An 18,538-nucleotide genomic window follows, 5' to 3' on the forward strand; every position below is an offset into this window, starting at 1 on the left:
GGGTGCGCCGTCACGGGGCGAGGGCCCGGACGACGAGGGCGGAGTTGAAACCGCCGTGGCCGCGGGCGACGACCAGGGCCGTGCGCAGCCGCGCCGGCCGGGGCTCCACCACGAGGTCGAGGCCGTACGCGGCGTCCGCGACGACGGCCGGCCCGGTCGGCGGGATCACCTGGTCGCGCAGGGCGAGCAGCGCGGTGACGACGTCGAGCGGCCCGCCGCCGGCGTACAGCCGGCCGTAGCGCGCCTTGGGCGCGGTCACCGGCACTCCGCGCGGCCCGAACACCTCGGCCAGGCAGGCGGCCTCGATCCGGTCGCGCTCGGGCGTGCCGTCGGCGTCGGCGAGGACGAGGTCGACGTCCTCCGGCCGGACCCGGGCGTCGGCGAGGGCGAGCAGCACGGCCCGGCGCAGTGCGACCGGGGTGCCGGCCTCCGGCGTGCCGGGGGCCGGGTCGAAGGTGGCCGCGTGACCGGCGATCTCGCCGTACGGGGCCTCGACACCGCGGGCGCGGGCGCCCTGCTCGTCCTCCAGGACCAGGATCGCCCCGCCCTCGCCGGCCACGTGACCGGGGGAGGCCGCGTCGAACGGCAGGTAGGCGCGCTCCGGGTCGGCGCCGGGGCTCAGCCCCCCGGACGTGGTCTGGCAGGTCAGCGCATAGGGGCTCAGCGGTGCCTCGGTGCCGCCGGTCAGGACGAGCCTGGCGTCGCCGTGCAGGAGCGCGCGGCGGGCCTGCGCGATGGCGTCCAGGCCGCCGGCCTGCTCGGCCACGGCGACCCCGCAGGGGCCCTTCATGCCGTGCCGGATGGACAGTTGGCCGGTGGTGGCGGCGTAGAACCAGGCGATCGACTGGTACGGCCCGACGTGCCGCGGTCCCTTCGACCACAGGGCCTCGATCTCGCGCTGGCCGAAGGCGTTGCCGCCGGAGGAGGAGGCGGTGATGACCCCGAGGTCGTACGGGGAGAACTCCTCCGGCCGCACCCCGGCGTCGGCCAGGGCCTCGTCGGCCGCCAGCAGCGCGAACTGGCTCCAGCGGTCGGTCTGCACCGCCAGCCGGGGGTCGACACCGGGCAGGTTGCCGTCCCCGAAGACCTCGCCGACGGTGCGCACGGGGAAGCCGGCCGCGTCGAAGTGCGTCACCGGGCCGAGGCCGTTGCGGCCCTCCAGCACGCCCTCCCAGAACTCCTTCGTCCCGAAGCCGTTCGGCGCCACCGCGGAGATGCCGGTGACCACCGCGCGGCGTGTGGTCGTCGCCGTGTCAGTCATGACGTGCCCCCTTCCCCGGCGCGGTGAGCACCATCGCCGTCTGGAACCCGCCGAATCCGCTGCCCACGCTGAGCACCGTGTCGGTCCGTTGCTCACGGGCCGTCAGAGGTACGTAATCGAGCCCGAGTTCGGGATCCGGGTGCGCGAGGTTGGCGGTGGGCGGGACGGTGTCCTTCTCGATGGCGAGGGCGCAGGCCGCGACCTCCAGGGCGCCGATCGCCCCCAGGGAGTGACCCACCATCGACTTGATCGAGCTCACCGGCACCCGGTACGCGTGCTCGCCGAGCGAGACCTTCAGCGCGGCCGTCTCGTGCCGGTCGTTCTGCCGGGTGCCGGAGCCGTGGGCGTTGACGTAGTCCACCGCGTCGGCCGGTACCCGGGCGCGGTCCAGTGCCACCCGGACCGCCTCGGCCAGTTCCTTGCCGTCCGGGCGCAGACCGGTCATGTGGAAGGCGTTGCTGCGCTGCGCGTAGCCCGCGACCTCGCAGTACACGCGCGCCCCGCGGCGTCGTGCGGACTCCTCGTCCTCCAGGACCAGGACGGCCGCGCCCTCGCCGAGCACGAAGCCGTCACGGTCGCGGTCGAAGGGCCGCGAGGCGTGCTCGGGGTCCTCGTTGTTGGGCGAGGTCGCCCTGATCGCGTCGAAGCAGGCGACGGTGATCGGCGAGATGGGCGCGTCGGTGGCCCCGGCCAGCACGACGTCCGCCGAGCCGTCCTCGATGAACTGCGCGCCCTGGGCCACCGAGTCGAGGCCCGAGGTGCAGCCCGTCGACAGCACCCGGACCGGGCCCTGCGCGCCGGCCGTCCACGCCACCTCGGCGGCGAGCGTGCCGGGCACCAGCGCCCCGTAGAGGTACGGGTACGGGTTCGACGCGTCCACGACCCAGCTGCTGCCTCGGTCGCTGACCCGGACGTACTGCTGCTCCAGCGTGATGGTGGCGCCCACGGCGCTGCCGATCGACACTCCGATGCGGTGCGGCGGCACCCCGTCGGTCCCGGCCCCGCTGTCCGCCAGCGCCTCCCGCGCGGCGACCACGGCGAACTGCGCCGCGCGGTCCATGCGCAGGACCTCCTCGGCGGTGAGCCCGGCGGCCGCGGCGTCGAAGTCGCACTCCGCGGCGATCCGGGAGCGGTAGGCCGAGGCGTCGAAGTGGGAGATGGCGCGGGTGGCCGTCCGGCCGTCGGTCAGCAGCTGCCAGAACGCCTTGGTCCCGACACCGCCCGGGGCCACCACGCCGATCCCGGTGACGACGGCCCTGCGCCGGGTCACGCCGGCTCCTGGCCCGGCAGGGGCTCGGTGTCGACGTGGCCGAGTTCCGGACGGGGCGCCAGCGGGCCCAGCTGGAAGACCATGAACGCCGGTTCCGTGCCGTGGTTCTCCAGCCGGTGACGGACGTTGATCTGCAGGTGCAGCGCCTCGCCCGCGGCGAGCGGGACCGGCTCCCCGTCGATCCTCGTCAGCAGCTCGCCGCTGACGAGGTACAGGAACTCCTCGGAGTACGGGTGGTAGTGCTCGGTGACGACCTCGCCGGGCAGCAGGGTGAGCACCCCCATGAAGCCCGCGGTGGCCTCTGCGGTGGCCGGGCTGAGCAGCGTCCGCAGATCGCCGCCCCGTCGCCGGTTGGACTCCACGTCCTTCGCCGCGATCCTGGTCATTCGTGCGCTGGCCACGCCAGCCTCCTCTCGTCATCCCGCACCCTCGGTGCGGGCCCCCCTACCGGTGACGCCTCGTCGCCGGGCCATTCGGGCACGATGGGTCTCAGCCCTGCGCGCGCCAGGTGTAGAACTCGTGGGCCATGGCGTCCTGAGGGCCGCGCCAGGTCTCCGGGTCGTACGCCGTGATGTGGGGCCTCAGCCGCTCGCTGACATCGACGAACAGTTCGTGGCCCTTCATTTCGGAGATGGGGCCGCGGACGTCGTCGTCGGATGCCATGTAGTGCAGGTAAAGATCGTGGAAGCGGAACAGCCTGCGTTCCGCCACGCCGATCAGATGGGGAAGTTCGCCGGCATCGGATTCGGCGAATATGCGTTTCACGTCGGCTTCGGCGGACGGCCTCATGCGAGCCACGATGAGAGTGCTGCGCATTCTGTTCCCTTCCGTTCCTGGGCCGGTCGCTCGGTGACCGGTGAAAACAGGATCACTCGGTGCGATAAAATTCGGATGAGGGCCCGCAAAAGCTCTCGCCGGAAAGTCGGAAGACCCTGGGGAGGCCGGGCGCCGGCCGCGGTCGCGGCGCCGGCCGACCGGCGGACCGCCTGCCCCCGGTCTCCCAGATTGCCCAGTCGGCGCGGTCGACCTCGCCCGCAGCACCTGCTTGAACCCGCCTTGACCTGCGCTTGTGCGCGCCGACACGGTGCTCTGGTAGGGGCGGTCCGGCCTAAAGTACGCCCCGCCTCGTCCTTTGGGCTGTAGGTGGTACCAACATCGCCTCGTTAGGGTCGGACACCTGCGCCGCCCGTTCCCAGCGTTCGTCGTTGCGCTGATGTGAGGTGCGTGCGGTATTCACCTAGGGGGAACACGTGGACAGTTTGACCGTATTCGACACAGGTGGAAGAGACACCGCGCCCGTGGACGGGCGCGTGCTCCGGGAGGTGTGCGGCCGTTATCCGACCGGCGTCGCCGTGATCACCTGCGAGGTGGCCGGCGGAGAGGAGCCGGTGGGGCTGACGGTGAATTCCTTCACCTCGGTCTCGCTCGACCCCGCCCTGGTGCTTTTCTGCGTGCACCGGGACTCGCGGGTCCTCTCGGTCGTCGAAAAGGTCGGCGCCTTCGCCGTCAACATCCTGGCGGCGGACCAGGCGGACTTGTGCCGGGCCTTCGCCCGCCGTGACACCGCGGACTTCGGCGGTCTGCGGCACGGCCCCGGCGTGACCGGCTCCCCGGTCCTGGCCGACGCGCTGGCCTTCCTCGACTGCCGGCTGCACGCGATGTTCCCCGGCGGGGACCACGTCATCGTGGTGGGCCGGGTCGTCCACCTCGGCCTGCTCCGCGAGGACCAGCCGCTGACCTTCTTCCGCAGCGCGCACCCGCGGCTGGAGGTGCTGGGATGACGGTCGTCATGGACAAGCAGCCGACCTACGGCCTGCCGGACATCACCCGCCGCGGGGTCGCCCTGTGCCTGCTCGGGCCGCTGGAGGTCGTCGTCGACTCCGTCGAAGTTCCGCTGCCCCAGCGGAAGTTGAGGCAGCTGCTGGCCACCCTGCTGATCCGGCCGAACGCTACGGTGTCCAACGAGGCGCTCATCCGCGAACTGTGGGGCGACCGCCCGCCGACCACCGCGCTCGCCGCGCTCCGCGTGTACGTCTCGCAGCTGCGCAAGTTCCTGATCCGGCACGACCTCGACGGCCGCTGGTGCACCCTGCGCACCCGGGCGCCCGGCTACCAGCTCCAGGTCAACGAGGGCATCCTCGACACCGTCTGCTTCGACCGGCTGTGCGCGCTGGCCGCGGAGTCGGCGGCGGCGGGGCACCACGAACTCGCGTCGAAGCAGTACCGGGAAGCCCTGGACCTCCGCCGGGGCCCGACGCTGGAGGGGCTGCGGGACAGCTCGGCCCTCTCCGGCACCGCCCTGCAGTACGACGAGGTGTGGATGAGCGCGCTCAAGCGGCGGATCGACCTGGACCTGCAGCTCGGCCGCCACCTGGAACTGATCGGCGAGCTCAGCCGGCTGGTGGCGGAGAACCCGCTGAGCGAGGGGTTCTGCGCCCGGCTCATGACGGTGCTCCACCGCAGCGGCCGCAGCGGTGACGCCCTGGCCTCCTACCGCTGCACCCGGGCCCACCTCATCGAGGAGCTCGGCATCGAACCGGGGCTGGAGCTGCGCATGGCCCACCAGGCCGTGCTCGCCGACGACGAGATGCTCCCCGTGCCGATGAGGGCGTCCGCCTAGTCGGGAACAGTGTCCGGTCACGGGAAAAGCCGGGCTTTATCCGAGCTTTTCCGTGACCGGACACGATGTTTGCATGCGTTGGTCCTTGAGGAATCTGCTGCGTCTTTGCGGGAATGCCGTCATCACCTACGGCCAGTGCCAGATCGCCGTTTCCGTCCCACAGCTGGAGGAGCCGGCCCCGGGGCATCCCGAGCGCACGCTCCGGGGCCGGCCGCTGACGGAGACGGAGAAGGCCCTCGACCGTCAGCTGGACGGCGTCGCGGAGCGGGTCGGGCCGGGCCTGGGACTGTTCTGAGCGACTACGAGCAGGACGAAGGCGGCCACCGCGGTGATGGTGCGCGTCCGGTTGAACAGGTCCCAGCGGTGCAGGATCTCGGCGTAGTCGGCCGGCGGCGAGGTGACCGCCCAGACCTTGATCCGGGCGTTGATCGGGACGTTGCCGAACCGGGTGACCAGGAAGGAGATCCCGGTCAGTGCCGTCGCGCCGGCCGCCAGTAACCGGTCGCGGCCGCGCGTCTGCAGGGCCAGGGCCAGCGACCCGAGGGACGCGACCCCCATCGCGGTCAGCATCACCGGGGAGTTCATCTTCATGAGTTCGGCGTGGAACGACAGACGCATGTCCAGCGGCACTTCCCAGAAGGTCGGCCCCAGATTGACCGCACCGTAGCCGAACGCGCCGGCGAGCAGTCCGGTGGCGGTGACCGCCACGGCTTTCGTTGTGCGAACGCGCATCGTTCTTTCCCTCATCGAGTGATCGGGTTCTTGCTGCCGCCAGCAGCGTAGACCGGCCGGGCACGGGTCCCGGCAGCACGATCCGCCCCGGCGGCACCCGGCGCGCGGGCGGTGGCCGCGGATCGTGGCAACTGAATCACCGTCGGATTATCGCTACTGATGGCCGCCTGAGGAGCTTGGCAGGTCGCTGCCCGACCATCGGTGAACCTCCGGGCGAGCACGCCCATCGACTGGGGTGACAGGGGCACCGCACGGTGCACGACCGGTTCGTTACGGTGGACGCGTCGTCACGGCGCGGCCGCCGCCGCGACACGCCCCGTCCTCAGGAGGCCCAGCCGGTGTCAGAGTTCGAGCTCCAGACGGACACCGAGGAGACGTCGGGACTCGCGGCGGCCGTCCGGGACGCCCGGGACGCCAGTGCTTTCCTGTACGCGGGCCTTCCGGTGGCGCTGGTCTGCTTCCTCGGCTGTTTCGCCGTGCCGGCCGCGCTGTTCTTCACCCTGTTCGTGATCGGTGCGCCCGCCTGGCCGGAGGTGGTGCGGGCCCTGCGCCGGCTGGCGGGTCACGAACGGATGCGCGCCGGGGCCTTCCTGGGTGCCGCGGTTCCGGAGCAGTACCTGCCGCTGGACGGCTCGCTGCCGGACCGGTTCCGGCTGGCGATGACCGATCCCGGCACCTGGCGCGACGCCCGCTGGCTGCCCGTGCAGACCGTGGGCGTGATCGTACTGAGCCTGCTGACCCTGGTGCTGTGGCCGGTCGGCCTGCTGGTCGACGGCGTGCGGCTGGGCCTGGCCGTCGGGGCGGCGGGGCGGCGGGGTGTCCCGTCGCGGGCCGAACCGGTGGTGCTCAACCTGCACGTGTTCCTGGCTGAGCGTCAGGCAAGCTGGACGGCGAGGCTGTTGTGCCCCTCCGAGTCGGCCCGGCTGGCCGGGCGGGTGGCCGAGCTGTCGGAGAGCCGGGCCGGTGCCGTCGAGGCGCACAGCGCCGAACTGCGGCGCATCGAGCGGGATCTGCACGACGGCGTTCAGGCGCAGCTGGTCGCCCTGTCGCTGCGGATCGGGCTGGCCAGGCAGCAGTTGGCGAAGGACCCGGAGGCGGCCAGGGCGCGGCTGGACGAGGCGCAGGAGGGCGTCGAGCGGGTCCTGGCCGATCTGCGGCAGGTCGTCCGGACGGTCTATCCGCCGGTACTGACGGACCGTGGACTCGCCGGAGCCGTCCGGGCGCTGGCCGCCGCTTCACCGATTCCGGTGGAACTCCGGATCAGCGCCATGGAGAACGGCCACCGGCTGCCGGCGTCGGTGGAGGCGGCGGCCTACTTCGTGATCGCCGAGGGGCTGACCAACATCCGCAAGCACAGCCGGGCGACCAGGTCCTCGATACGCTTCCACCGCGGCGGCGGACAGTTGACCATCACGGTGACCGACGACGGTCGCGGAGGCGCCGACGAACACGGCGGCTCCGGCCTGGTCGGCATCCGCCGCAGGGTGGCCGCGCTCGACGGCACGGCGACCCTCACCAGCCCTGTCGGGGGGCCCACGGAGCTGAAGGTGGAGCTGCCATGCGGATCGTGATCGCGGAGGACAACGCCCTGCTGCGGGAGGGGATGGTCCTGCTGCTGAGCAGCAACGGCCACGAGGTGCCCGCGGCGGTCGGCGCGGGCCCGGAGATCCTGCCCGCGCTGCGCGGGCACCGGCCCGATCTGGCCGTCCTCGACGTCCGGCTGCCGCCGTCGTTCCGCGACGAGGGGCTGCGCGCGGCGATCGCCGCTCGGCGCGAACTGCCGGACCTGCCGGTCCTGGTGCTGTCCCAGTACGTCGAGGAGACCTACGCGGCCGAGCTGCTGGCCCATGGCGCCAACGGGGTGGGGTACCTGCTCAAGGACCGGGTGGGGCGGGTGGAGCAGTTCCTGGAGGCGGTGGCGACGGTCGCCGCCGGCGGCACCGTGCTCGACCCGGAGGTGGTCACCCAGTTGCTCAGCCGACAGGTCGCGGCCCGGCCGCTGCGCAGTCTGAGCCCGCGCGAGCACGAGGTACTGGGGCTGATGGCGCAGGGCAAGGCCAACAGCGCGATCTCGGAGCAACTGGTGATCACCGAGCGGGCGGTGAGCAAGCACATCCGGAGCATCTTCGACAAGCTCGAACTGCCGCCGGAGGGCGGCAGCGTGCACCGCCGGGTACTCGCCGTACTGACCTTCCTGGGGCGCGACGTCCAGGAGTCGTAGCGGCCCGGAACACGGCGGAACCGGGTGCCAGGGGCGGTCGGCCGCTTCGTGGGCGGTGGTTCCGCCCACGACAGCCTCCCGCTCGTGGGTGGCGGGACGTCAGCCCGCCATGTCACCGACGCTGGTGCGGGCGGACGGGACGGCCTCGGCCGCGGTCGGGACGTCAGTTCTCACCGTTGCTCGCCTTTCGCCGGCGGGCGATGCCCCAGACCAGGGCGATCGCGTCCAGGGCGAACCCGGCGACCATGACGGTGGTGTGGGTGCTGCCCGTCACCCCGTGGGAGACCACGGAGGTCAGCACGGCACCGGTGAGGAAGACCACCAGCGGAAGGACCACCCAGCCCGATCCGGGCTTTCCGGTTGAACCGGCCATGAGAAGACTCCTCGAAACCTCTGGAAGACGCGGCCGCGACCGCGCCGCCGTACGTCTCGAGTCTGGCCGACCGCAGCGGTCCGGAAAGTACACCGCACACCCGAAGGGGGGTGTTGCCTGCACTACTCTTCCGGGTTCCGGGCGGAGCCGGCCCGACCCGGCCGAGCGTCCGGCCGGTGCCGCTCCGCCCCGGCTTGAAGGGTTTCCGGTCCCGGCAGGCCGATGGACTGGTACTCGGTGTAGGCGCCCAGGCCCACCGGGCCGTACTCGCGGCCGAGGCCACTGGCCTTGAACCCGCCGAACGGGGCGCGCATGTCCCTGGGGGCGCCGTTGACGGTGAAGGTGCCGGTGCGGACGCGGCGGGCGACGTCGAGCCCGTGGTCGGGGTCGGCGGTCCACACGCCGCCGGCCAGTCCGTAGGCGGAGTCGTTCGCGAGGGCGACGGCCTCGTCCTCGGTGTCGAACGCGATCACCGACAGGACCGGGCCGGAGATCTCCTCCCGGGCGATCCTCATGCTGCTGGTGACGTCGGCGAAGAGGGTGGGGCGTACGTAGAAGCCCTTCTCCAGACCGGGGTCGTCCGGTGCGCCGGGGCCGCCGAGGACCGGGCGGGCGCCCTCGGCGACGCGGACGGCGACACGGACGGCACCGGCGCGACCTCGACGGCGCGCGCCTTCGCGGACGCCTACGCCGCCTCTCTCACCGCCCGCCCGGTGCTGTGCGAACTCGCGAGCGTGCTGGCCGGCGTGCTGGAACGCACGGTGTCCGTGGAGACGGTGCGCGACTACAAGCGGCGGGCGCTCGCGAACAACGACCGCCTCGCCGGCATCGTCCACACCCGCCTGCCCGGGCTCGACCCGTCGGCGGCGAAGGAACTGGCCTCGGCGACGATCGTCCTGATCGCCGGCCTGTGGCCGCTCGCCCACCCCGGCCCGACCGTCGTGGCCGCGGTGGAGGACCCGGCCCTGCTCGCCGCCCACGTCGACTTCACCGCCCGCTACAGCCGCATGATCGAACTGCTGGCGGCCTCGCTGTCGGCCTGAGCCGCACGAGACGGGGTGCCCGGCGGCGTGCGGCAGGAAGGTGCCGAGCCGCTCCAGGCCGCCCTCCCGGCCGACCGGAGACCCGTCCGCGTCATCGGCCGAACGCCCGAACCGCCCGATGGGCTTCTTGTGATGCTCGATCGATTGCTGACAGGATCTCAATTCGACCTGCCGCACCAGGGTATGTTGACGAAGCGGCCTCAGGGCGGCATGCGGAGGAGGCGGAATGGCACGGGTGAACCTGCGGGCCGCGTTCATGAGCGGCCTCTCGTCCACCGTCACGGCACAACAGGTCTTCACCAACCGGGTCGACGAGGTGGCCGCCTTCACCAGGTCGCTGGAGGGGCTCCGCCGGATCCTGGACGAGGCCGAGGTCTCGCCGGTCGTGGACCGGGCGCAGGGGCGCCGCAACGTCCTGACGCTCTACGGGGTGGGCGGCATAGGCAAGACGACGCTCTCCCACGAGCTGGAGCGCCGGCTGCTCGCCGACGCGGCGGCCGAGGAACGCGACGATGTCGTGGCCGTGCGCGTCGACGTCTCCGAGGACGGCGCCTGCGACATCGAGAGCCTGCTGCTGCGCCTGCGGGCCGGGCTGGGGCAACTGGGCAGCCGGTGGCCGGCCTTCGACCTGGCACTGGCCTCCTACTGGGCCCGCGCCCATCCGGGGGAGACGCTCCAGGACTTCCTGGACTCCTCCCCGGTGCTGCGGCGCGCCTCCCGGAGCATCGGCCTGGGTGACCAGATCGCGGAGGCCGTGCGACAGGTCGACCCCGCCGGGCTCGGCGGCCTCACAGGGCTGGCGCACCGGGCGGCCCTGGCCACCTACCGCGCCGTCCGGGACCGCGTGCGCGAAGGACGCCTGCTCTCCGACTGCGAGCTGTTCGCCGAACTGGTCGAGGCCGACGCCGACTACGAGACGCTCTCGTACTTCCCCTACCTCCTGGCCTGGGACCTGGAACACCAGACCCGCCGGGGCCGGCCCGCCCGGCGGCCCACGGTGTGCGTGTTCCTCGACACGTTCGAGGTGGTCAACGGCCGGGCCGACCGCACGGTGGAGCGCCTGATCCAGCGGTGCGTCTACCTGATGCCCAACGTGCTCTTCGTGATCACCGGCCGCAACCGCGTCGACTGGGCCGATGAGGGGGTGGGCGGGGAACTGGACTTCACGGGGCCGCAGTGCTGGCCGCACCTTCACTTCAGCAACAACACGGCCGAGCCCCGGCAGCACCTCGTCGGCTACCTCTCGGACTCCGACGCCGACAGTTACCTCAGCGAGGCGCTCACCCAGGACGGCGAGCCCGTGATGCCGGCGGCCGTCCGTGAGCGCATCATCGCCGGCGGCCAGGGCCTGCCGCTGTACCTGGACCTGTCGGTGTCCCACTTCGCCGCGCTGCTCGCCCGCGGTGGGCAGCCGTCGGTCGCGGACTTCGGCGGCTCGTTCACCGCCGTGGCCACCCGGTCGATCCGGGACCTGCCCCGGGACGAACGCGACCTGGTCCGTACCGCGGCGCTCACCGACCGGGTCGGCGCCGAACTGCTGCGGGCCGGACAGCCCGGTGTCTCCGACGGGAGCGTGGCCCGGTTCCTGCGCCGGCCGTTCCTGACGCACGACGACGCCTACGCCCTGCCGTACGCCCTGCACGCGGCGCTGCGCCGTGCCATCGGCGAAGCCGACCGGACGCTCCGGGACGGCTGGTCCGACCGCGACCGCAGGGAGGTCGCCGCCCGGTTGCTGACCTGGCTGGGCGAGCGCCTCGGGCCGTCCGGCGGCCGGGTCGCCGTCGCCCAGGCCCTCGAATCCGGGCTCAAGCTCTCGGCGGCGCACGGGGTCTTCGAGGACTGGATGGCGCGGGCCACGCAACGCCTCGTCGAGGCCGGGCAGTGGTCGGAGCTGGGCGCCGGGCTCACCCCCGGTGTCTCCGGGGCGCCGGAGTACCGCGCCGTCCTCGCCGCGATACGGGGAGTCCAGCTGCGCCGTACGGGCCGCGCCGCGGAGGCGGTCGAACTGCTCGGCGGCGCGGGGGAGGGCGTGCCGCCCGGCAGCCCGACGGCGCAGCTGGTACGCATCCACCTCGCCCATGCCCTGCGCAACCACGGCGACTACACGGAAGCGGCGGAGATCTACCGCGCGCTGGTGGGCGGCGAGTTCGACACCGCGGCCCGGTACTGGCTCTGCGACTTCGACTACCTCAACGGGCGCTTCGCCGCCGCCCTCGGGTCCCTGCGGGAGCAGCGCAGCCGGGGGCCGGAGGACGAGGGCGAACGGCTCCGGCTGGTCGGGCACATCTGGCGGGTGAACGCCCGCTTCGACGAGGCGACCGCCGCCTACACCGAGGCGGTCGGCCTGGCCCGGCGCGAGGGCCTGGCCGCCGCGGAGGCGAAGGCGCTGGCCAACCTGGCGCAGACGGTCTGCTGGTCCGGCGACACGGCCACCGTGTCGGACGCGGCGCTCCGGGCGCGGGACCTGCTCGACCTCGTGCCCAATCCCGTCGAGCTGGTCAAGATCCGCTCCGCGGAAGCGGTCGCGTACGCGGTGGCCGGTGATGCCGGGGCCGCCATGGACGCGGTCGGGGGCACCCGGCGGCTGGCGGACGGCATCGGCTACCGGGGCGGCCACAATCTGGCGGACGTGGCCGAGATCCTGCTCGGTGTGCTCGGCGGCGACCACGACGGGGCCCGCCGCACGCGGGCCGAGCTCGACGCGCGCACCCGCAGGTCGGGGGGCAACACCTACTGGGTGCCGATCGTGACCAGTTGGATCGACGGCGTGCCGAAAGCCGTCGAGCACGGTCCCGGTGTCGAGTGGGTCGACGGTCCGGCCGTGTCGTTGGGCCGCTGGGCCGAGGTGGTCACGCGACGATGAGGCGTCAGGGCCTCGGAACACGGGGCCGGGCCGGACGAGGGGAGCAGATTTCATGACCGACCCGGTAGGCGCCGGCCAGGTACGTGGCCCGGCACGCGTCGGCCCGGTACGCGTCGGCCTGGTCGGGGTCGGCATCATCGCGGCGACTCATCTCGCCGTCCTGGCCGAACGGGACGACGTGGTACTGGAGTTCACGGTCGACCCCCGGCCGGTGGGGCCGGTCGCGTTCCGCGGCGCCGCGCCGCCCCACCACAGCAGCCTCGCCGAGGCGCTCGACGCGCACCGGCCGGATCTGGTGGTCCTCGCCACCCCTACGCAGACGCACACGGAGCTGGCGGCGCTGGCCCTGGTCCGCTCCACGGCCAGGGTGCTGGTGGAGAAGCCCCTCGTCCACGATCTCGGCTCACTCACCCGGCTGCGGGCGCTGGACGGGAAGGCCGACGTGCGGGGCCGGCTCTTCACCGCCCACCACTTCGCCTTCTCTCCCGAGGTGGAGTGGGCGGCGGAACTGATCGCCGCGCACCCCGGCTGGGGGCCGGTCACGGCCATCACCTCGGCGTTCTACGACCCCTATGTGCTCCGGGGGCCCGAGGCCTTCGCCTCGTACGTCTCCAGCTGGACGGACTCCGGGGTGAACCAGCTCAGCATGCTCACCCGTTTCGTCGACCTCACCGAGCTCACCGCCGTCCGGCAGACGGACGGTGGCGCGAGCGCATGGTGCACCATCGGGTTCCGCTCCCAGGGCGAGCCGGGTACGGCCCGGCTGCGCAGCAGCTGGCTGACCGGCTCCAGCAGCAAGGAGAGCAGCCTCGTCCTCGGCCGGTCGGGCGTGGAGGTCTGGATCGACCACACCGCCATGACCGGATTCGCCGCCCGGGACGGTGAGTTGCTCGCCGCCTTCGGCAACGACGGCCGGACCCCGCGGAAGGTCGCCCACTACCGCCCCCTCTACGCGAGCCTGCTCTCCGGCCGGCCCGACCCGGTGCTCGGCTTCGACGCCGCCGCGGCCATCACCGGGATCCATCACGCGGTGCCCGCCGTACGGTAGCTCCCGGGTCCGCCGGTCACGCGGACCCGGTCCCGGCCGGGATCGTCCCGCCCCGCCGGCCGCAGCGACGACCTTCCGGGCCCGACCGGGTGGTGGGGCCGGCACCACCCACCGGGCCGGGGGATAGCCCCCTGCCGCTTCGGGGTGGTGGCGTCATGGCCGCCGCGGCCTGCCGGTCCGTACGTTTCATGGGGTCAGCGCAGGTCACTGCGGGGGACGACGACCGGCCGGAGACGCGATGCCACACGCCAGCACGACCCTTGACGCCAGCGCCGAACCCCGTGCGGCCAGCGACTTCGCGCCCCTCCTGAGGGCGGTCAGGGACCAGGGGCTGCTCGACCGCCGCATCGGCTGGTACGCGGCCGGAGCCACCCTGAACCTCGTGGCCCTGTCCGGCACGGTCGCGGCCATGGTGCTCGCCGGGGACACCTGGTGGACCGTGCTGTTCGCGCTGCCGCTGGCCGTCCTCTGGGCCCGCACCGCCTTCTTCGGGCACGACGCGGGCCACGCCCAGATCACCCGCGGCAGGCGGGCCGGGCGAGTCGTCGGGCTCCTGCACAGCAACCTCCTCCTCGGGATGAGCTACGCCTGGTGGAACGACAAGCACAACCGCCACCACGCGAACCCCAACCATGTCGACAAGGACCCGGACGTCGGCGTCGGCGCCCTCGTCTGGACCCAGCGGCAGGCCGAGCAGCGCGCGGGCCTGGCCCGCTGGCTCACCCGCAACCAGGCCTGGCTGTTCCTCCCGATGCTGCTGCTGGAAGGCATCGCGCTGAAGGTGTCCGGATTCCAGGACCTCAAGCGCCAGCCGCCGCGCGAACGCACCGTCGAGGCGCTGCTCCTGGTGGCCCACCTCGTGGGCTACGCGACCGTGCTGCTGACCGTGTTCTCCCCGGGCCGGGCCCTGGTCTTCGCCCTGCTGCACCATGCCCTGTTCGGGCTCCACCTCGGCCTCACCTTCGCCCCGAACCACAAGGGCATGGAGATGCCCGACCCGGACGGCGAAGGCTGGGGCCACCTGCGCCGGCAGGTGCTCACCTCACGCAATGTGCGCGGCGGGTTCGTCACCGACTGGGCGCTCGGCGGCCTCAACTACCAGATCGAGCACCACCTGTTCCCCAGCATGCCGCGGCCTCACCTGCGGCTCGCCCAGCCGCTGGTCCGCGCCCACTGCGCGGCGGTCGGGATCCCGTACACCGAGACGTCGCTGCTCGACTCCTACCGCCAGGCGCTGCGCCACATGCACGAGGTCGGTGCGCCGCTGCGGGCGCCGCGGTAGCGGGCCGGGCCGGCGACGGGGAGGAACCACCCCGGGACCGCCACCGCGGACCGCTACTCGGCCTCCGCCGAGCCGGTGAGACGCAGTTTGCGCTGGGCGCGCTGGTAGAAGGTGGTCCCGCCGAGACGGATCACCCGTGCGGCGGCGGGCCGCATGACGACGTCGATGACGTCGCCTGGCCGGGCGGCTCCCACGAGCAGGCCGTCCGCCTCGATGCCGAGCTCTCCGCTGGTGGGCAGGACTTCGAGGGCGAGCTTCTCCCCGGCGGAGAGGAACAGCGCCCGGTTGAAGGCGGAGTGCGGGGCGACCGGGATCACGAGCATGCCCTCCGCGCTCGGGGAGACGAGCGGACCTCCGGCGGAGAAGCTGTAGGCCGTCGAGCCGGTCGGTGTCGCCGCGATCACCGCGTCCGCGAGGTAGCGGACGAAGGAGTGCCCGTCCACGCGCAGCGAGACGGCGGCCGAGGGGTGTCCCGGCCTGCGGACCAGCACGATGTCGTTGAAGGCCACGGCCTCCCGCCCGGCGACGACGGCGCTCACCGCGGAGCGGGGCTCGGTGGTGAAGCGGTGCTCGTCGATGGCCGACAGAGCCGACGGAAGCCCGGGGACGTCGATCTCGGCCAGGAACCCCAGACGCCCGAGATTGACGCCCAGAACCGGGGCGTGCCCGGCTGCCGCCAGCCGCATCGCCCGCAGCATCGTGCCGTCCCCGCCCAGGCCGACGATGAGGTCCGCCCGGCGCGACAGATCCTCGGGAGTGACCGCGACCGCCTGATCGGTCGTGCGCCCCATGTCCTGCGCGCAACCGAGGACGATGGCGCCACGGGCGTGCGCCCAGGTGGCGATCGCCTTGATCGCACACTCGCAGTCACGTTGCGGATGCAGGACAAGCCCGACAGTGCTGACGGCTCGCATGGACCGGCTCCTCGGGTGTCGACCCAGTGGACGGCTCTTCCCCTTCGTGATTTCAGTGACGCACGCGGCAACGGCCCGGACAACCCGGCGAGCGCGCAAGCCGCACCGGAGGCGTTCGGCGGGTGGGTCGGCGGGTGATTCAGCGTGTGAGCGGTGGGGAACGCGCCGGGTGCGGGAGCCGGACGCCACCGTGGGAGAGGCAATGTCGTCATGGACATCGAATCGCTTGTACGTACCCGCCGCGCCTTGCACGCGGTCGCGGAGCTGGTCCTGGCCGGCCCGCAGTTCCGGACCAGTGGCACGATCAGGCTGCGCGCCTCCCTCGGAGGCTTCGCCACCCGGGCCGAGCCGAACGTGCAGGTCGTCGGTGCGGATCTGGTGGCGTCCGGACAGCGCCTCTTCCTGGAGCGGACCACCTGCGCGGCGCTGGCGGCCGCGATCGGGGTCACGGCCGGTGCGCCCGCCGGGCTCTACCAGGGCGGATCCGGGGTCGGCCCCGAGGACGTGATCGAAGCCGATCCGCAGCCGGCGCACCGGATCGCGCACGGTTTCGCGGTCGGCGACGCCGCACTGCGCCGGATGTTTCCCGGGGCGGATCCGGTGATCTGGCCCGAGCACTTCGACATCGGCGTGACCGTGGCCGCGGTCGACTACGGAGTCTCCCCGGGCGACGACTTCCAGGCGGAGCCGTACGCCTACGTCGGCCCGCGCACCCGGCAGCAGGGGACGTACTGGAACGCGCCGTTCGGCGCGGTGGCCACGGTCCGCGAGCTCGGCGGCGTGGACGGCGTGCTGGCCTTCCTCGAACAGGGCCGTCAGCTGGTCGCCTGATCATCGCTGGCGGCCGTAGCTGCGGCCGTCGATGAGGTCGTCGATGAGGCCGTCGATGAGGCCGAACGGCACCGCCCGGAGCGCCGTCTCGTTCACTGTCCTGTCGCCCGGGGGCTTGTTGAGCGGTCCGGTGCGGGCCTGGCCGGGTGGTGTCGGTTGCGAGGCTGCGACGGCTCGACGGGGCGGGAGCAGGGGTCCTTCCCCCTCCGGGTCTTCGGGGGCTGCCCGCCGGGGTGAGCGCGTTTGGTGCGGCGGGCTCCGGTTCGGTGGTGGTGCGCGCCGGGGGAGCGTTCAGTCGGCTGTAGCCATGGGTAGTGGAGTGGCTACCAAGGGTCATGGCTGATGGTGGCGGGGTGCGGCGTCGGGCACCCGGCCGTGTTGGAGCAGCTTGACCCGCCGTCACGGCGTAGGCGTGGCAGTAGGGAGTGGCGGTGGTGCCGGAGCAGGATCGGCCGGGCGGACAAGCCGGTGCCGGACAGGGTGAGCCGAAGCGGGCCGCCGGCCCGGCCGGGCGCTCCGCGGCGGAGGTGGAGGCGCCCGTGCGGGACGGCGGCGGGGGCGGGCTGGGGCCGCCGCGGCCGCCGGTCGGGGCGGAGGCCGTCCCGGATTCCGGCCCGGTCCTTCCCGGCGACGCCCCGTGGCTGGACCGGATGCTTCCGCTGCTGCGCACGCCGATGGCCGAGCGGCCGGCCCCTGACGACGGTCCGCTCGACAGGGGGAAGCCCGGACCGGAGAGTGCGGCGTGTGTCCTGGACCTCGCGCTGCGGGTCGGGGAGCTCCTGCTCGCCAGTGGCGAGGCGGCCGAGGACGTCGAGGCGGCGATGCTCGGGATCGCCCGCGCCTACCGGGTGTACCCCTGTGAGCCGCAGGTCACCTTCACCCTGGTGTCGATCTCCTACCAGCCGACGTCCGCGGAGTCCCCGCTGATGGTGGAGCGGACGGTGCGCCGTCGCGTCAGTGACTACGCGCGGCTCGCGGCCGTGTTCCGGCTCGTGTCCGACATCACGGCGGGCGGAGTCGACGTCGACGACGCCGGCCGGCGGCTGGCCTGGGTCCGTCAGGGCCGGCCCTACCCGGTCTGGCTCCTCGTCCTCGCCTCCGGTCTGCTGGCGGGGGCCGCCACGGTGTTGGTCGGCGGGAAGGCGGACGGCCGGGCCTGGCTGGTCTTCGCGAGCGCCTTCGTCGCCGCCGTCGCGGGGGATCGGCTGGCGGCGCTGGTCGCCCACCACGACCTGCCGGAGTTCTACCAGTTCGTGGTCGCCGCGATGCCCGCCGCGCTGATCGGCATCCTGCTGTCGTTCAACGACCTGCACCTGCGGGGTTCGGTCGTGATCACCGGCGGGCTGTTCGCCTTTCTGCCGGGCCGCTTCATGGTCGCGGCGGCGCAGGACGGGCTGACGGGTTTCTACCTCACGGCCGCCGCGCGGCTGCTCGAGGTGCTGTACCTGGTGGCCGGGATGGTGATCGGCGTCATGCTGGTGCTCTACGTCGGCGTCAGCAGCAACGCCGACCTGAGGAACTGCGAGAGCCCCGACGGGGTGGCCAACCCCCCGCTCCAGCTCGTGGCCGCGATGCTGGTGGCCCTGGCCTTCGCGGTGCTGTTGCAGACCGACCGGAGCACCGTGCCGCTGGTCGTCCTCAACAGCGCCGTCGGATGGGCGACCTACGGTGTGCTGGTCAACGCCCTGACCGAGCCGATCGTGGCCGCCGGGTCCGCCGCCGGGCTGGTCGGGCTCTTCGGCCAGCTCATGGCCCGGTACCGGGGTGTGTCCGCGCTGCCGTACGTGACCGCCGCGATCGGTCCGCTGATGCCCGGTTCCGTCCTGTACTTCGGCCTGCTGTCGTTCACCCAGGGCCGGCTCGACGCCGGGCTGGCCTCCGTCGGCCGCGCGTCCGCGACGGCGATGGCCCTGGCCATCGGCGTCAATCTGGGGGGCGAGGTGGCCCGGCTGTTCAAACCGCTGTCGAACCCGGAACCCGCCCGCGGCGCCCGCCGGTGCGGCCCGCCCCCTCCCACCGGACCGGACGGTCAGCCGGGCTGGCCCTGCTGACGGCGGACCGCCGGGGGCGGGCCGCCAGC

The 18,538-nt window shown here is 73.0% G+C and carries 17 protein-coding genes and 2 pseudogenes; 11 read left to right on the plus strand and 8 right to left on the minus strand.

All coding sequences use genetic code 11. From position 1 onward, the window contains the following. Nucleotides 1-10: 10 nt before the first annotated feature. The 4 genes from AB0P06_RS15470 to AB0P06_RS15485 form a co-directional block, all read right to left on the minus strand. Nucleotides 11-1,261, minus strand: a complete 1,251-nt coding sequence (locus AB0P06_RS15470) for a beta-ketoacyl synthase N-terminal-like domain-containing protein (protein WP_363607771.1) — start codon at nt 1,259-1,261, stop codon at nt 11-13. Further along, a complete protein-coding gene (locus AB0P06_RS15475) occupies nt 1,254-2,531 on the minus strand; it encodes a beta-ketoacyl-[acyl-carrier-protein] synthase family protein (RefSeq protein ID WP_363607772.1) in 1,278 nt (425 codons plus the stop codon). Before AB0P06_RS15475 ends, AB0P06_RS15470 begins: the two co-directional genes overlap by 8 nt. Next, nucleotides 2,528-2,917: a cupin domain-containing protein gene (locus AB0P06_RS15480; protein ID WP_363607800.1), complete on the minus strand. Its 390-nt coding sequence runs from the start codon at nt 2,915-2,917 to the stop codon at nt 2,528-2,530. The genes AB0P06_RS15475 and AB0P06_RS15480 overlap by 4 nt, the downstream gene beginning before the upstream one ends. 103 nt (nt 2,918-3,020) lie before the next feature. Next, the gene (locus AB0P06_RS15485; protein ID WP_363607773.1) at nt 3,021-3,347 is read right to left on the minus strand and encodes a TcmI family type II polyketide cyclase; all 327 of its coding nucleotides are present in this window, start codon (nt 3,345-3,347) and stop codon (nt 3,021-3,023) included. A gap of 482 nt (nt 3,348-3,829) precedes the next feature. Between AB0P06_RS15485 and AB0P06_RS15490 the strand changes: the two genes are divergently transcribed. From AB0P06_RS15490 to AB0P06_RS15500, 3 genes are all read left to right on the plus strand, one after another. Then, on the plus strand, nt 3,830-4,312 hold the full coding sequence (locus AB0P06_RS15490; RefSeq protein WP_363607774.1) for a flavin reductase family protein: 483 nt from the start codon (nt 3,830-3,832) through the stop codon (nt 4,310-4,312). Next, nucleotides 4,309-5,151 (plus strand): AfsR/SARP family transcriptional regulator, encoded by an 843-nt coding sequence (locus AB0P06_RS15495; RefSeq protein WP_363607775.1) that lies wholly within the window; start codon nt 4,309-4,311, stop codon nt 5,149-5,151. The genes AB0P06_RS15490 and AB0P06_RS15495 overlap by 4 nt, the downstream gene beginning before the upstream one ends. A 73-nt stretch (nt 5,152-5,224) precedes the next feature. Next, nucleotides 5,225-5,446: a DUF6059 family protein gene (locus tag AB0P06_RS15500; RefSeq protein ID WP_363607776.1), complete on the plus strand. Its 222-nt coding sequence runs from the start codon at nt 5,225-5,227 to the stop codon at nt 5,444-5,446. On the opposite strand, the gene AB0P06_RS15505 is transcribed toward AB0P06_RS15500, so the two are convergent. Then, nucleotides 5,395-5,883, minus strand: coding sequence for a DUF1772 domain-containing protein (locus AB0P06_RS15505; protein ID WP_363607777.1), 489 nt, complete (start codon nt 5,881-5,883; stop codon nt 5,395-5,397). The genes AB0P06_RS15500 and AB0P06_RS15505 overlap by 52 nt on opposite strands. A gap of 338 nt (nt 5,884-6,221) precedes the next feature. Here AB0P06_RS15505 and AB0P06_RS15510 point away from each other — a divergent pair, with 338 nt between their 5' ends. Further along, the gene (locus AB0P06_RS15510) at nt 6,222-7,454 is read left to right on the plus strand and encodes a histidine kinase (RefSeq protein WP_363607778.1); all 1,233 of its coding nucleotides are present in this window, start codon (nt 6,222-6,224) and stop codon (nt 7,452-7,454) included. Beyond that, a complete protein-coding gene (locus tag AB0P06_RS15515; RefSeq protein ID WP_363607779.1) occupies nt 7,442-8,104 on the plus strand; it encodes a response regulator transcription factor in 663 nt (220 codons plus the stop codon). Before AB0P06_RS15510 ends, AB0P06_RS15515 begins: the two co-directional genes overlap by 13 nt. Before the next feature lie 163 nt (nt 8,105-8,267). On the opposite strand, the gene AB0P06_RS15520 is transcribed toward AB0P06_RS15515, so the two are convergent. Further along, on the minus strand, nt 8,268-8,477 hold the full coding sequence (locus tag AB0P06_RS15520; protein WP_363607780.1) for a hypothetical protein: 210 nt from the start codon (nt 8,475-8,477) through the stop codon (nt 8,268-8,270). A gap of 215 nt (nt 8,478-8,692) precedes the next feature. Next, nucleotides 8,693-9,115 (minus strand): annotated as a pseudogene (locus AB0P06_RS15525) (aldehyde dehydrogenase family protein); the annotation flags it as partial. A 45-nt stretch (nt 9,116-9,160) separates the two neighbouring features. On the opposite strand from AB0P06_RS15525, the pseudogene AB0P06_RS15530 reads away from it, so the two are divergent. The 4 genes and pseudogenes from AB0P06_RS15530 to AB0P06_RS15545 all read left to right on the plus strand — a co-directional run. Further along, nucleotides 9,161-9,520 (plus strand): annotated as a pseudogene (locus tag AB0P06_RS15530) (TetR/AcrR family transcriptional regulator); the annotation flags it as partial. 226 nt (nt 9,521-9,746) lie between these two features. Further along, the gene (locus tag AB0P06_RS15535; RefSeq protein WP_363607781.1) at nt 9,747-12,383 is read left to right on the plus strand and encodes a hypothetical protein; all 2,637 of its coding nucleotides are present in this window, start codon (nt 9,747-9,749) and stop codon (nt 12,381-12,383) included. 52 nt (nt 12,384-12,435) lie between these two features. Then, a complete protein-coding gene (locus AB0P06_RS15540; protein ID WP_363607782.1) occupies nt 12,436-13,431 on the plus strand; it encodes a Gfo/Idh/MocA family oxidoreductase in 996 nt (331 codons plus the stop codon). A 238-nt stretch (nt 13,432-13,669) separates the two neighbouring features. Continuing rightward, the gene (locus tag AB0P06_RS15545) at nt 13,670-14,713 is read left to right on the plus strand and encodes an acyl-CoA desaturase (protein ID WP_363607783.1); all 1,044 of its coding nucleotides are present in this window, start codon (nt 13,670-13,672) and stop codon (nt 14,711-14,713) included. A gap of 53 nt (nt 14,714-14,766) precedes the next feature. Here the strand turns inward: AB0P06_RS15545 and AB0P06_RS15550 are convergent, their stop codons facing one another. Beyond that, nucleotides 14,767-15,627: an NAD(+)/NADH kinase gene (locus AB0P06_RS15550; protein ID WP_363607784.1), complete on the minus strand. Its 861-nt coding sequence runs from the start codon at nt 15,625-15,627 to the stop codon at nt 14,767-14,769. A 210-nt stretch (nt 15,628-15,837) separates the two neighbouring features. On the opposite strand from AB0P06_RS15550, the gene AB0P06_RS15555 reads away from it, so the two are divergent. Together AB0P06_RS15555 and AB0P06_RS15560 are read left to right on the plus strand one after the other, a co-directional pair. Further along, nucleotides 15,838-16,458: a hypothetical protein gene (locus AB0P06_RS15555; RefSeq protein ID WP_363607785.1), complete on the plus strand. Its 621-nt coding sequence runs from the start codon at nt 15,838-15,840 to the stop codon at nt 16,456-16,458. A 434-nt stretch (nt 16,459-16,892) separates the two neighbouring features. After that, nucleotides 16,893-18,509 (plus strand): threonine/serine exporter family protein, encoded by a 1,617-nt coding sequence (locus AB0P06_RS15560; protein ID WP_363607786.1) that lies wholly within the window; start codon nt 16,893-16,895, stop codon nt 18,507-18,509. Nucleotides 18,510-18,538: the final 29 nt, after the last annotated feature.

This window comes from Kitasatospora sp. NPDC088351 (assembly GCF_040685575.1).
Classification (GTDB): domain Bacteria; phylum Actinomycetota; class Actinomycetes; order Streptomycetales; family Streptomycetaceae; genus Kitasatospora.